The sequence below is a fragment of the Pseudomonas sp. W15Feb34 genome (assembly GCF_023127765.1).
GTDB classification, from domain to species: Bacteria; Pseudomonadota; Gammaproteobacteria; order Pseudomonadales; family Pseudomonadaceae; genus Aquipseudomonas; species Aquipseudomonas synxantha_A.
In genome coordinates, this window is sequence record NZ_SPKN01000046.1 from 76,839 (window position 1) to 90,198 (window position 13,360).

Genomic DNA, 13,360 nt, shown 5'->3' on the forward strand with positions numbered 1-13,360 from the left:
GGGACGCATGCTGCAAAATATCAGGGACAATTCACAAGGCTGGATTGCCAAGACCATTATCGGGATCATCGTCGCATTGATGGCGTTCACCGGTATCGAAGCCATTTTCCAGGCTTCGGGTAATAACGCGCAGGACGTGGCCAAGGTCAACGGTGAACAGATCACCCAGACCGAACTGAGCCAGGCTGTCGACATGCAACGTCGCCAGCTGATGCAACAGCTGGGCAAGGATTTCGATGCTTCGCTGCTGGACGAAAAACTGCTGCGCGACGCGGCCCTCAAGGGCCTGATCGACCGCAAGCTGCTGCTGCAAGGCGCTGCTGATGCCAAGTTCGGTTTCTCGGAAGCCGCTTTGGACCAGGTGATCCTGCAGACGCCGGAATTCCAGGTGGATGGCAAGTTCAATGCCGAACGTTTTGACCAGGTGATCCGTCAACTGGGCTATAGCCGTATGCAATTCCGTCAGATGCTGACCCAGGAAATGCTGATCGGCCAGGTTCGCGCAGGTATCGCCGGCAGCGGTTTCGTCACCGATGCCGAGGTGCTGGCATTCGCCCGTCTGGAAAAACAGACCCGCGATTTCGCCACCGTCAACATCAAGGCAGACCCGGCAGCGGTGAAGCTCACCGATGATGAGGTCAAGGCTTACTACGACCAGCACGCCAAAGAGTTCATGACCCCGGACCAGGTGGTCATCGACTATCTGGAATTGAAGAAGTCCTCCTTCTTCGACCAGGTCACCGTCAAGGACGATGAACTGCAGGCTGCCTACGAGAAGGAAACCGCCAACCTCGCTGAACAGCGTCGTGCCGCGCACATCCTGATCGAAGTCAACGATAAGGTCACCGAGGCGCAAGCCAAGGCCAAGATCGAAGAAGTCCAGGCACGCCTGGCCAAAGGCGAGAAGTTCGAAGCCCTGGCCAAGGAGTTCTCCCAGGATCCAGGTTCGGCCAACAATGGCGGTGACCTGGGCTTTGCCGGCCCGGGCGTCTACGATCCGGACTTCGAAACGGCCCTGTACGGCTTGAAGCAAGACCAGGTATCGGCGCCGGTGCGCAGTGCCTTCGGTTGGCACTTGATCAAGTTGCTGGGCGTTGAAGCACCTGAGGTGCCATCGTTTGCCAGCCTGAAAGACAAGCTGACCCGCGAGCTCAAGACCCAACAGGTTGAACAGCGGTTTGTCGAAGCGACCAAGCAATTGGAAGATGCGGCATTCGAAGCGTCCGACCTGGCCCAGCCGGCATCTGACCTGAAGCTGACCGTCCACACCTCGGCGCCGTTTGGCCGTGAAGGTGGCGAAGGCGTTGCAGCCAACCGTGCCGTGGTGACTGCGGCATTCAGCCCGGAAGTGCTGGATGAAGGTGCCAACAGCAGCGCCATCGAGCTGGACCCGGAAACCATCATCGTGTTGCGTGCCAAAGAGCATCTCAAGCCGGCTCAACTGCCGCTTGAGAGCGTTGCTGCGGCGATTCGCACCCAGATGACCAAGGAGCGTGCGAGCGCTGCCGCCAAAGCCCATGCCGACGAGTTGATCGCCAGCCTGCGTGACGGCAAAACCGCGCTGGACCAGCCGATTGACGGTCAGGCCTGGAAGGTGACTGAAGCGGCGACCCGCGGTCAGGAATCCATCGATCCAGCCGTGCTTCAAGCCCTGTTCCGCATGCCCAAGCCTGCGGCCAAGGACAAGCCTACTTTCACCACGGTGACGCTGCGTGATGGCAGCCTGGTGATTGTGCGCTTGAACGGCGTCAACGAAGCGGCAGCCCCTACGGACGAAGAAAAGGCGCAATACCGCCGCTTCCTCGCTTCCCGTATCGGTCAGCAGGACTTCGCGGCGTTCCGCAAGCAGCTGGAAACCCAGGCAGACATCAAGAAGTACTGATGCCGGCTTGAATAAAAAAGACCCCGTCCTGAAAAGGCCGGGGTCTTTTTTTGCCCTTGATAAAGTGGGTGCTTAACTCGCCTTATGGGTGCTTGCCTGAAAACTTGAGCTTGCCCCAGGTCAGGCCGATCACCGCTGCCAGGGTCGAAGCGGCCAATACACTGAGCTTGGCGGCCGAGAGCAAGGCCGGGTCCGAGAAGGCCAGGGACGAGATAAAGATCGACATGGTGAACCCGATCCCGGCCAGCAGGCCAACCAGGCCGACGCCTGTCCAGGTCACACCGTCCGGCAGCTTGCAGATATTGAGCTTGACCAGCATCAGGCTCGCCAGCATCACGCCCAGGGGTTTGCCGAGTACCAGCGCAAAGATGACCCCCATGAACACCCCGTGAGCCATCGGATCATCCAGGTTGAAGCCGTGCAGGCTCACGCCAGCATTGGCCAGGGCGAAAAGCGGCATCACGCCGAATGCCACCCACGGATGCAGTGCCGATTGCACCCGTTGCACTGGCGGCAACATCTCCCGTTGGGCTTCGCGCAGTTGTTTGAGAGGTTTGGCGACTTGCTGCGCCCCTTCATTCGATTGCGAGAAGCGCTCCATCAGCTCGTTGAACGTGCGTTCAATGGTCTCCAGCGGGCGCTCCGTGGTGGGCTTGGAGTTGACCGGCGTCATCAAGCCCAGGATCACCCCGGCGAGGGTCGGGTGCACGCCGGTCTTGAGCAGCCCGAACCATACAATCGCGCCAGGTAACAGATAGATCGTGGCCTTGCCGATGCCCATGCGTTGGAACACCAGCACCAGCGCCAGACCGCCTGCGGCAATCACCAAGCCCATGTAATCGAGACTGGCAGTGAAGAAGATCGCGATGATCAGGATCGCCACGATGTCATCGATGATCGCCAGGGCCAGCAACAGGATACGCACGCCACTGGGAATCGACTTGCCCAGCAGCGCCAGCACGCCCACAGCAAACGCGATGTCGGTCGCGGTGGGTACCGCCCAGCCACTGGCGGCGACGGTGCCGTGGTTGAGCAGGGTGTAGATGAGTGCAGGCATCAGCACACCGCCCAGCGCAGCGCCCAAGGGCAGCGTGGCCAGTTTCAGGTTGGCCAGGGCGCCATCTTTGATTTCCTGACGGATCTCGGCGCCGACTACCAGAAAGAAGATGGTCATCAGCCCGTCATTGACCAGAAAGTGCAGGGAGCGCGAGACGCTGTAATCGCCAAGTCCCAGGGTAACAGGCGTATTCCAGAAGTGTTCGTAGGTCGCTGCGGCGGGGCTGTTGGCCCAGATCAGCGCCACGATCGCTGCCAACAGCAGGACGATACCGCTCACGGCTTCGATATGGGAAAAACGCTCAAGGGCAGACAGCGCGCCCTCAGTCAGGCGCTGAGGGCGGGGGATGGCAGGGTGTTTATCAGGCACGACAAATCTCCATTGGCGGCCCGACCAATGCTTGGCTTTTAACCTGCGCCGCGCCTTATGCAGCAACGCACCCAGAGGCGATGATAGGAAGTAGAGGAATAAGTTGTAAACAAACTTGTCATCGGCCGTGCCAGGCCTTGCCCGTCATTGCACCCAGCGCCAGCGCTATCAACCCCATCACGGCCCATGGAAATGCGATGACGCCCCAGTGTTGGAGCATCAAGCCGCCAGCCAGCCCACCCCCGGCAATGCCAAGGTTCCACGCGGTGACCAGCATGGATTGCGCGGCATCAGCCGAGTTGCCGGCCGACTTCGCGAGTGCGGTTTGCAGCAGGGCCGGCAGGCCTCCGAAAGCCAGGCCCCAGGCCGCCACGCTGATGTAGATGCAGATCGCAGAGCTGGTCCAGAAACCCAGGAGCAGGGCAGCTGCGGCGAACGTCGCGCAACTGATGAGGGTCAGCAACCGCAGGTGTTGATCAATCCATATGCCCACCAACCAGATGCTTACCAACGCCATCAAGCCGAACACCAGTAATACCTGGTCGATCTCGCTGCCGATGCCGGCGGGCACCAGCAAGGGAGCGATGTAGGTGTAGAGGATGTTATGAGCCAACACATAGGTGAAGGTCACCCACAGCACTGGGCGGATTCCCGGCAGGGCCAGCACGCGATTCAGGCCCAGACGTTTGCTGGCTGCTTCGCCGGCAAAATCCGGCAATTGCCCGCGCGCCCACACCAGCAGTAACAGGGTCAGGCCGGTCATGATGGCAAAGCTGCTGCGCCAACCGACCAGCGTGCCTAGCAGGGTGCCAGCAGGTACGCCGAGGGACAAGGCCAGCGGCGCACCGAGCATGGCCACGGCGATCGCCCGGCCCTGCAGATGAGGGGCAACCATGCGGCTGGCGTAGCCTGCCAACAGCGCCCACAGCAGCCCGGCGAATACACCCGCAAAGAAGCGAGCGATCAAGGTCACGCCGTAGTGGCTGGAAAACGCGGTGACACTGTTGACCAGGGCAAAGCCGCCTATGGCGATCAACAGCAGAGGCCTGCGACGCCAGCCACGGGTCAGCAAGGTCAGCGGGATGGCCGCGAGCAATGAGCCCAGGGCGTAGAGCGTCACCAACTGCCCGACCAGCGCCTGTGACACTTCCAGCCCGGCGCTCATTTGCGGCAGCAGCCCGGCGGGCATGGCCTCGGTGAGGATGGTGATAAAGCCGGCCGAGGCCAGGGCCAGCAACCCTGCCAATGGCAAGGGTTCATGCACGGACGCCGTAGGGGCCAATGAAGTGTTGTTGTTCATGGGAGTCTCCTTGAAGGGGCAAGGAGGCAGGGTAGGGGGCTGCGATGCGCGGAAAAACAGGCTAAGGTGCCGAACTTATCGGGCATTTTCGTCCGCAATCGACCAAGGCATCAGCATGGACAGTCTGAGCGGGCTCTCGGTATTCGTACAGGTCGCGCAAACCCGTAGCTTCACCACCGCCGGGCGGGTATTGGGCGTGTCATCCTCAGCGGTAGGCAAAAGCATCGCACGCATGGAGGAGCGCCTGGGCGTCAGGCTGTTTCATCGAAGTACCCGCAGTATCACCCTGACCAGTGAGGGCGCGCTGTTGCTGGAGCGCTCGCGGCGCATCCTGGCGGAAGTGGAAGCGGCTGAGCTGGAGTTGAGCGAGGCCAGTGCCACCCCGCGGGGCAAACTGCGTATCAGCGTGCCCCAAGTGCGCGGGTTGCTGATGCCGGTGATCAGTGGTTTTATGCGCGCCTATCCGGATATCGAGTTGGACGTGGATTTTTCCGACCGTATGGTGGATGTCATCGATGAAGGCTTCGACGCGGTGATCCGCACCGGTAAACCGCAAGACTCGCGCTTGATGGCGCGCCATCTGGGGCATTATCAATTGGTACTTGTCGGTACGCCCGGCTATTTCGACCAATACGGCACGCCACTCCTGCCCCTGGACTTGAGTCATCACGCCTGCCTTCGGCACAAATTCTGCGCCTCCGGCAAACTCGAGCCCTGGCCGCTGCGACTGGTGCCGGGCGCGGCGGAGCCGAGCTTGCGTGCGCCGCTGGTCAGCAGCACCATTGAGTCTCTCAAGCATGTGGCCCAGGAAGGTCTCGGTATTGCGTGTCTGCCGGACTACATGGTCAACGAGGCGGTTGCGCAAGGGGCTTTGCAGCGCGTGCTGGATGAGCACCTCGAACACCGCGGCAGTTTCTGGTTGCTGTGGCCGGCCAGTCGCCATGCCTCGGCCAAATTGCGCGTGTTTATCGACCATATGTGTGCCGGGCTTTTTCCTACTGACGCGGCTTCACAAGGCTGAGATGTTTAACCGACAGGAATGCGCGCTTCAAGGCCGCGTTCTGTTGCACAATACCGTCCGGACCGTTTTCCACAGGATTTTCAATGTCGACATCATTTCACTTGCGTAGCCTCGGGTTGGCGCTGGTGCTGGCGGGCGCCGCGGGCTGCTCCTCACCCAAGACCGCTATCTATGAACATGAGAATTTCGACGATTCCGGTACGTTTTCCCGCGATTACCCGGTCAGCGATGTAGTGGCGTGTGAAGCGGCGCGTCGTGCCCTGCTGAGCCAGGGTTACATCATTACCAGCAGCGATCCAAAGCTGGTGGCGGGCAACAAGAGTTTTCAGCAGACCGGCGAGACCCATCTGCAGATCAGTTTCAACGTGGTGTGCGCTGCTGATGGCAAAGGCAGCAATCACTCGACGATGTTTGCCAACGCCTTGCAGGATCGCTATGCGCTGAAGAAGGTCAACAACTCCGCCAGCCTCGGCGTGGGTGTGCTGGGTTCGGTGTCGATGCCGATCGGCTCCACTGACGACTCGATGGTGAAAGTCGCGAGCGAGACCGTCTCGGCGCCGAAGTTCTACGAGCGTTACTTTGCGCTGGTGGATGTGTTCCTGCCGCAGGAGGTCAAGCAGGCCGAGCATATACCCGAGCAGCCCAAGGCTGACCTGGGTGTGCCTGAACCCAAGGCCGCTCCGGTAGCCGAGAAGGTCGAGGCGCCGAAGGAGGCACCTGTAGCGCCTGCCGCTTCGCAACCCCTGGCACCGCCACCTGAGGCTGCGCCGATCGCACCGACCCCGGAACCTGCGCCTGCCTCGGCGCCAGCAACCGAGCCCGCGCCGGCGCCGACCAATCCCAGCCTGCCTGCGCCGACAGAGGCAATACCGCCCTTGCCAGCGCCTGCGCAGTAACTCAGATGGCTACGGGATCGGCCTTGTCGACGTTGATCCCGTAGCGGCTGATGGCCAGGGCGACGTTGTCACGACCAATCACACCGTCATCAGCCAACGCCTTCAAGGCTGCTAAAGCGATAAAGTGCCGGTCTACCTCGAAGAACTCGCGCAATGTCTCGCGGGTGTCCGATTGCCCGAAACCGTCGGTACCCAGTGCGACAAAACGGCGGTTATGCACGAAGGGGCGAATCTGGTCGGCGAACAACTTCATGTAGTCCGTGGCCACCACCACAGCGCCGGTTCTCCCGGCAAGGCAGGTTTCGACGTAGCTTTGGCGCGGCTCGCTTTGCGGGTGCAGGAGGTTCCAGCGTTCGGCGGCGTGCCCATCACGGCGCAATTCGGTCAGGCTGGTGACGCTCCAGACATCGCTATGCACGGCGAAATCCTTGGCGAGCAACTCGGCTGCGGCGATCACTTCGCGCAAGATTGAACCGCTGCCCATGAGCTGCACCTTTGCCTGCGGGTGGCTGCTCAGCGGATACATGCCCTTGAGAATGCCTTCTTCAACGCCTTCCGGCATCGCCGGGTGCGGATAGTTTTCGTTGAGCAGGGTGATGTAGTAATAGATGTCCTCCTGTTCGACATACATGCGCCGCATACCCTCGCGAATAATCACCGCCAGTTCGTAGGCAAAAGTCGGGTCATAGGCCACGCAGCAGGGAATCACCGACGCCAGGATATGGCTGTGTCCGTCGTCGTGTTGCAAGCCTTCCCCCATCAGCGTGGTGCGTCCGGCCGTGGCGCCCAGCAGGAAGCCCCGTGCTCGCGCATCGCCCGCCGCCCAGGCCAGGTCGCCGACGCGCTGGAAGCCGAACATCGAGTAGAAAATATAGAACGGCACGGTCATCAGGCCATGGTTGCTATAGGACGTGCTTGCCGCAATCCAGGAAGAAATGGCGCCGGATTCATTCAGCCCTTCCTGCATGATCTGTCCGTCTTTGCTTTCTTTGTAGTAGCTCAATTGCCCGGCGTCCTGTGGGGTATAGAGCTGGCCGACGGCTGAGTGGATACCGATCTGGCGGAACAGGCTTTCCATGCCAAAGGTACGCGACTCATCCGGCACAATAGGCACGATCAGCTTGCCCAAATGCGGGTCCTTGAGCAGCGTGCCGAGGATGCGCACAAAGGCCATGGTGGTGGAGATGGCGCGCTCACCGGTGTCTTTGAGTTGGGTGGCGAAGGCGCTCAGCTCGGGGATTTGCAGCGGCGCAACGCTCGTGTGGCGCGCTGGCACATAGCCTCCCAGCGCCTGCCGTCGTGCGGCAAAGTAGTGGGCCTCTTCGCTGTCGACGGCGGGTTTGAGGTAGGGGATTTCTTCGAGCCGGTCATCGTCGACCTCCAGGCCGAAGCGGTCGCGGAAAGCTTTTACCGCTTCGGCCCCCATCTTCTTCAGATGATGGTTGATGTTTTGGCCTTCGCCAGCTTCACCCATGCCGAAGCCCTTGACCGTCTTGGCCAGTATCACCGTGGGCTGGCCCTTGTGGCGCACGGCGGCGGCGTAGGCGTTGTAGACCTTGTCCGGGTCATGCCCGCCCCGTGAGAGTTTCCAGATGTCGTCGTCGGACATGTCCGCAACCAGCGCCAGCAACTGCGGGTATTTGCCAAAGAAGTGTTCACGCACATAAGCGCCATTCTGGGATTTGTAATTCTGGTAGTCGCCGTCCACGCATTCCATCATGCGTTGGCGCAGCAGGCCGCTCTGGTCCTTTTCCAGCAGCGCGTCCCAGCCGCCGCCCCAGATCACCTTGATCACATTCCAGCCGGCGGCACGGTACAGGCTCTCGAACTCCTGGATCACCTTGGCATTGCCGCGCACCGGACCATCCAGGCGTTGCAGGTTGCAGTTGACCACGAAGATCAGGTTGTCGAGTTTTTCGCGGCCCGCCAGCGAGATGGCCGCCAGGGATTCGGGCTGGTCCATTTCGCCATCGCCGAGGAATGCCCAAACCTTGCGGCCCTGATGCTGCTTGAGGTCTCGAAACTCCAGGTATCGCATAAAACGCGCCTGGTACGCGGCAGTGATCGGTCCCAGGCCCATGGAGACCGTAGGGAATTGCCAGAAGTCCGGCATCAATCGTGGGTGAGGGTAGGAAGACAAACCCTCGCCACCGGCCTCGCGCCGAAAGTTATCCAGCTGCGCTTCGCTGATACGGCCCTCCAGGTAGGCACGGCCATAAATGCCTGGTGAGGAATGGCCCTGGATGTACACCAGGTCGCCGTCGAATGTGTCGGTTCGGCCACGGAAAAAATGATCGAAGCCTACGTCATACAGCACGGCGGCTGACGCATAGGTGGCGATATGCCCACCCACGCCTGAGTGTTTGCCTGCGCGCAATACCATCGCCATGGCATTCCAGCGGATGAACGCATTGGTGCGCCGCTCGATGGCCTGGTTACCGGGGTAGGGCAACTGGCGCTCAACCGGGATGGTATTGACGTAGGGGGTGGTCACCCGCCCGTAGAAGTCGCCATGCCGTGCAACGTCGAAATCCAGCAACTGATCGATCAGGTAATGAGCGCGGGGACGGCCCTCGGTGGACAGCACCGATTCGATGGACTCCAGCCATTCGCGGGTTTCCTGCGGATCATCGTCGAGTCTTACTGGGTCATTCGGGGTCATGTGAGGCTCCAGGGTAGGCGGATTCAAGCAGCGAGCTCCTCGCGGGAGTGATGCAAAATGTAGTTGCAATTGCAATGACATGCCAGAATCTAGCGCGGGATGAGCTACTATTGCAATCTTCTTGAAATTCCCCGGATGGTGTTGCATGTCGTCGAAAGAGCCGGATGTATGGTTCCGTTTTGTCAGGGCTCACAGGACGGTCATCCGTGAAATCGAGCGGCGCCTGGCTGCGGCGGGCCTGCCGCCGTACGCCTGGTACGATGCGTTGTGGGGCCTGGAAAGCGGGCCCGGCGGCACCCGGCGTATGCACGAACTGGCCGATGTGCTGGCCATTGAGCGCTATAACCTCACGCGCCTGGTGGACCGCCTGGAAAAGGACGGCCTGGTAGTGCGTTCCCGCTCCGATGGCGACGGTCGTGCGGCGTTTGCCTCGATCACGGACACGGGTCGAGCGCTGCGCAAGAGCATGTGGAAGATCTACGAAAGCACCGTGGACGAGCTGTTCATTTCACAAATCGAACCCGAGCAGCGCCAGGCATTTGCCGATGCCCTGGAGCGCACGGCGGGCTTGGCGATGGATGCGGGTGTGCAAGTGCGCAGCCGACGTAAATCGTAGGTTCGAAAACAGACTCAGTGCGGGGGACCTTGCTTGCGCAATTGCATTCCCCCTCACTTCAGGTGATAGCGCTGCAGTGCGTTTTCCACCTGCTGCACCTCGGTACGCCCTTCATCGGCCAGCGCTCTTAACGCTGACGCCACAATCCAATAGCGGCTCGGCGCAGAGGCCTGCATCGAGCCTGCGCCCAAGGCGATAAATCGTGCATCTACATGCGCGGCTAATTGATCGACAATCACCTGCGGATAACCGGTGACGGCAATGACGGGTGCGCTAATGCCTGCCAGGCAATCACGTAAATGGCAGCTGCGCCTGGGGGCCAAGGGGTGCAAGCGGTTCCAGCGCTCCGCGGTCGCCGCCTCACGGGCCAACCGTGTGTAGCTGGGGCTGCTCCACACCTGCGCCGTAATATTCCAGTCCTGTTCCAGCAACCTTGCGGCATGCATGACCTCTTGCAATGCCCGGCCAGCCCCGAGCAGGCGCACATCGGCTGCTTGATTACGCTGGATCGGATACATGCCTTTGTGGGCATCCTCTCGGTCCTGGGCAGTCAGTGTCGTGGGGGCATCCTGGTCATGCAGCGCCAGATAATAAAAACCTGGCTGGCCGTCGACGTACAGCGTGCGTAGTCCTGCCAGCACAATCGCTCGAGCTTCGTCTCCCGAGGCGGGATCGTAGGGTGTGCAGCGTGGATGAGCCGCCAGCCATACTGGCAATGACGGGTGCGTGCCCTTGGGCCACGGGGAAGGCTGGTTCTCGATGTCATTGCACAAGATGCCACGTTGGGCGGTCTGCTCCGACAGTGCGCACAACTGTGCAGACGACACTGCGCTGTGCAGATAGAGCAGGGGTTTTTCGCCGCGATTGCGCGCAAACCAGATAGGCCAGTTGCCCACGCGGCGGCTGCATGACTGGCCACGGATCACCCAGGCGTGCCGGCTGGATTCCAGAGTATTGGCCATGCTCATCACCGTATACAGCGGCGAGTTGCCCGGGCAAACGGCGGTGCTGAGTGCATCGATGCAGCTCTGCGCAGAATGCGCGATAGAGGCAGGCATGGGTCCAAGCTCCTTCCAACGGATATTTGTACCCTACTGGAAATGTGATTGCATTTGCAATGATTGCAATCGTACTTCAAGTCATGGGATTAAATTATCCGGCGCCTGTCGCGTTTAACTTTTCAAGCGCAGGAATGTCACAACGTCGACATTTTTTCGTCATGACGGCACTTTAGGCTGGGTTCGCAGGTCATTTACCTGCCACCGCTTTCATTTGAAGAAGGAGTCCACCATGGATGATTACCAGGAAGAACTGCTGGAGTATCAGGCATTCGAGTTGGACCCGCTGGATCCGGTCGACGATGCCACCGAGCTGTAACGCTGACTTCAGGCGGAATGCCGCTGACTGCGGCGAAATTCCCCTGGGGTCTGGTTATTCCAGCGCCTGAAGGCCCGCTGGAAGGCTTGGGCTGAAGCAAAGCCAAGCAAGTAGGCGATCTCGCCAAATGCCAGCTCGGTATCGCGAATATAGGTCATGGCCAGGTCGCGGCGGGTGTCGTTGAGAATTGCGCGAAACTGTGTGCCTTCCTCGGCCAGTTTGCGCCGCAGTGTCCAGGTCGGCAGTTTCAAGCGTGCCGCCACCTCTTCCAGGTCGGGTTCCCGGCCGCCATTGAGCATCGGCCCGAGCAACCGCGTGATGCGCTCGCGCAGGCTGCGGGTGCGAGTCAGCTGCTCCAACTCCCTTTCACACAGCTGCAGCAGCAGGTGCCAGGTGCTTGGGCAGTGCTGTGGGTTGCGCAGCGCCAAGGTGGGTTGGCTCAGACGCAGTTGATTGGCATCGGCGCCGAAGTGCACCAGGCCGCTTCCCAGCCTGTTGTAGTGTTCGTGATAGTCCGGCGCGTCGAATTCGATTTCTATCCGTTGTGCCTGCACCGGCTGTTGCGCCAGGCTGGATAATTGTTGCAGCCAACCGGCGATGATCGAGTCCACCACAAAGCGGTTATAGGCGTTGTAGGGGCTGATGGAGTAGAACCGCAGCCAGGCGCCTTCGGCATCTTCATGAAAGCTCGATTGCCCACGATAGTTGGAGCCGTACAGCGCTTCAAAGCGTGTGAGCGTGCGCGCCGCTTCGCGCACATTGGGGGCCTGGGCGGCGGTGACACCGGCCAGGCCGGCCTGGCTCAAGCGGCTGAGTTGGCCCATGCGCAGGCCCAGGCCCGGGTCGCCGGTCAGTTGGATGGCCGCGTGGCCCAGGCGCATATAGCGCGGGATCGACAGGCGTGCGCCGGCTTCAGCCAGGCGTGCAGGGTCCAGGCCGTATTGCAGCAACAGCGGTTGCGGGTCCAGGCCGTGGCTCTGGATGGCATCGGCCAGGGTGTGCACGAAGCCCACCGACAGATCCCCCAGGCGCACCGGCTTCAAGGGCTACAGCCAGATATTCAGCAGGCGCGCGCCACGGGCATCGCCGTCGGCGAACACTTGCCCGTTGCTGCTCAGAAAACTCTGGCCGGCGCTGCCCAGGTCCCAGAACTGCCCACGTAAAAACACGCTCATGCCCGCCATTGCCTGGCTGACAGGCTGCTGGCTGATCAGTGTGAGGCGGCGCCAGGCGGCGCCTTCGCTGGTTTCTTCGGGTTTGAGGCTGACCTCGGAAGGCGTCGACACGCTCTTGAAGCCGCGCCATGGACGGTCCCAGGTGTCGCGGCCAGTGACGAAGGCCGGTACTGCGATCAGTTGCGCACCTTGCTCGTTGAGCTTGCGATAGTTGTCCGGGTACCAGCTGTCGCTGCCGACCAGGGTGCCCAGGCGCCCGGCAGGCGTATCCACCACGCTGACGACATTCTCATCGCCTGGCTCGATAAAGCCACGCTCATCGTAGATCGGGTAGAGCTGACGCTGCGGTTGGCCCAGTGGCAAACCGTCGGCGGCAAACACCACGCTGGCGTTGTACAGCGCGCCATGGCCGACTTCCAACTGCCCCTGGATCACGCTCGGGTTGGGCAGGGCGATGGAACCGGCCACCAGGGTTACGCCAAATTCTTTTGCCAGCCCGCCGAACACCACTTGATAGTCGCGCGCCATGGCAGGGGCCTTCATGCGCAGGTAGGCGTCATCCATGCGGTTGTCGCCGGTGGCGCTGATCCAGGCTTTCGCAAACTGCAGTGGGTTGCTGATCGACAGCCAGTTCATCGCATCCTTCAAATGCGTGGCCTGGTACAGCTCGTTTTTTTCGCCCTTGAGCATCAGCCAGGTGCCGATATGTTCGGGCAGCACCACGATGGTCTTGGCGTTGATCAGGCCTTGGTCGCGCGCTTTTTGCAGGTAGCTCGACAGCTTCAAATGCAGGCGTTCCAGGCTTTGATAGTCGGCAGGGAACAGCTCTGGCTGAATGCCGAGCAGGTTGCCACGGTCGGCTGGTTCGCCCTCATTGACGGCGAGGGTGATACGCAGGTCCGACAGGTAATGCGCCACGGGGCGCTCCTGGGTCCACACCAGATACGCGGAGAGGGCGGCAACCAGGGCCATGGTGACGGTGAACGCTAGAAGTTTACGCATGGG

At 61.0% G+C, this 13,360-nt stretch carries 10 protein-coding genes; 4 read left to right on the forward strand and 6 right to left on the reverse strand.

The features are described 5' to 3' along the window. Positions 1-7 precede the first annotated feature (7 nt). Positions 8-1,882 carry a SurA N-terminal domain-containing protein gene (locus E4O97_RS23800; RefSeq protein ID WP_032880522.1) on the forward strand — a complete coding sequence of 625 codons (1,875 nt, stop codon included), beginning with the start codon at positions 8-10 and terminating at the stop codon, positions 1,880-1,882. An 82-nt stretch (positions 1,883-1,964) separates the two neighbouring features. On the opposite strand, the gene nhaA is transcribed toward E4O97_RS23800, so the two are convergent. Both nhaA and E4O97_RS23810 read right to left on the reverse strand, forming a co-directional pair. Next, entirely contained in the window at positions 1,965-3,308 is a 1,344-nt protein-coding gene (nhaA, locus tag E4O97_RS23805; protein ID WP_248162405.1) for a Na+/H+ antiporter NhaA, read from the reverse strand. Between the two features lie 118 nt (positions 3,309-3,426). Beyond that, the gene (locus tag E4O97_RS23810; RefSeq protein WP_248162407.1) at positions 3,427-4,608 is read right to left on the reverse strand and encodes an MFS transporter; all 1,182 of its coding nucleotides are present in this window, start codon (positions 4,606-4,608) and stop codon (positions 3,427-3,429) included. 115 nt (positions 4,609-4,723) lie between these two features. On the opposite strand from E4O97_RS23810, the gene E4O97_RS23815 reads away from it, so the two are divergent. Then, positions 4,724-5,629 carry a LysR family transcriptional regulator gene (locus tag E4O97_RS23815; RefSeq protein WP_248162409.1) on the forward strand — a complete coding sequence of 302 codons (906 nt, stop codon included), beginning with the start codon at positions 4,724-4,726 and terminating at the stop codon, positions 5,627-5,629. Positions 5,630-5,712: 83 nt separating this feature from the next. Beyond that, a complete protein-coding gene (locus tag E4O97_RS23820; RefSeq protein ID WP_248162411.1) occupies positions 5,713-6,525 on the forward strand; it encodes a DUF2242 domain-containing protein in 813 nt (270 codons plus the stop codon). 1 nt (position 6,526) lies between these two features. Here E4O97_RS23820 and aceE read toward each other — a convergent pair whose 3' ends face one another. Further along, the gene (aceE, locus tag E4O97_RS23825) at positions 6,527-9,187 is read right to left on the reverse strand and encodes a pyruvate dehydrogenase (acetyl-transferring), homodimeric type (protein WP_248162414.1); all 2,661 of its coding nucleotides are present in this window, start codon (positions 9,185-9,187) and stop codon (positions 6,527-6,529) included. A 145-nt stretch (positions 9,188-9,332) separates the two neighbouring features. On the opposite strand from aceE, the gene E4O97_RS23830 reads away from it, so the two are divergent. Further along, entirely contained in the window at positions 9,333-9,803 is a 471-nt protein-coding gene (locus tag E4O97_RS23830; RefSeq protein ID WP_032880533.1) for a MarR family transcriptional regulator, read from the forward strand. Positions 9,804-9,856: 53 nt separating this feature from the next. On the opposite strand, the gene E4O97_RS23835 is transcribed toward E4O97_RS23830, so the two are convergent. From E4O97_RS23835 to E4O97_RS23845, 3 genes are all read right to left on the reverse strand, one after another. Continuing rightward, positions 9,857-10,861: a pyruvate dehydrogenase gene (locus E4O97_RS23835; RefSeq protein WP_248162416.1), complete on the reverse strand. Its 1,005-nt coding sequence runs from the start codon at positions 10,859-10,861 to the stop codon at positions 9,857-9,859. A gap of 327 nt (positions 10,862-11,188) precedes the next feature. After that, positions 11,189-12,223: an AraC family transcriptional regulator gene (locus E4O97_RS23840; protein ID WP_103734452.1), complete on the reverse strand. Its 1,035-nt coding sequence runs from the start codon at positions 12,221-12,223 to the stop codon at positions 11,189-11,191. A gap of 3 nt (positions 12,224-12,226) precedes the next feature. Further along, the gene (locus E4O97_RS23845; protein WP_248162418.1) at positions 12,227-13,357 is read right to left on the reverse strand and encodes a carbon-nitrogen hydrolase family protein; all 1,131 of its coding nucleotides are present in this window, start codon (positions 13,355-13,357) and stop codon (positions 12,227-12,229) included. Between the last annotated feature and the right edge of the window lie 3 nt (positions 13,358-13,360).